The sequence below is a fragment of the Aquimarina mytili genome (assembly GCF_016735115.1).
Lineage (GTDB): Bacteria > Bacteroidota > Bacteroidia > Flavobacteriales > Flavobacteriaceae > Aquimarina > Aquimarina mytili.
The window spans coordinates 1-560 of the sequence record NZ_JAERQJ010000030.1; the positions used below are offsets into that span (position 1 = coordinate 1).

A 560-nucleotide genomic window follows, 5' to 3' on the forward strand; every position below is an offset into this window, starting at 1 on the left:
GTATTCAATAAAGCGCTATGCTCTATCATAACCCCTTTTGGAGTACCTGTAGAACCTGAAGTATAAATCAAATATGCTAAATTGTCTGAAGACACATTCGGATAGGTTTCTAAAACTGGAGATTCACTAATAGTAGTCACTTCTTTATTTAAATCAACAACTTCAATACCTTCATCCAATACTGTTTCGGTTATATACTCTCCTCGCGTCACCAATACACGAATCCCCGCATCTTTTAAAATAGCCTTTACTCTAGCAGATGGCAGCTTGGGATCAATAGGAACATAAGCACATCCCGATTTTAAAACACCATAGATGGTAGGAATTAAAAACGATTCGCGATCCAACATGATACCTACTCGTTCTTCTAACTCAACTCCTTTGGTGGTTAACAAGTATGAACTCATCTGAGCCACTTGTCTAGAAAGATCTCCATATGTTAACGTATCATCTCTATGTACAACAGCAATACGGTCTGGGCTTTGACTAACCTGAGCATCAAAAATGTCTAAAACAGAATCATATTCTGGAAAAGTAACTCCAGTAGCATTGAAACCTTC

1 protein-coding gene is annotated in these 560 nt (G+C 37.7%); it reads right to left on the reverse strand.

Annotated features, from left to right (window positions below; all coding sequences use genetic code 11):
• Positions 1–560, reverse strand: a 560-nt coding sequence (locus JJQ60_RS21875) for an AMP-binding protein (RefSeq protein WP_201924773.1), incomplete at both ends; no start/stop codon positions are given.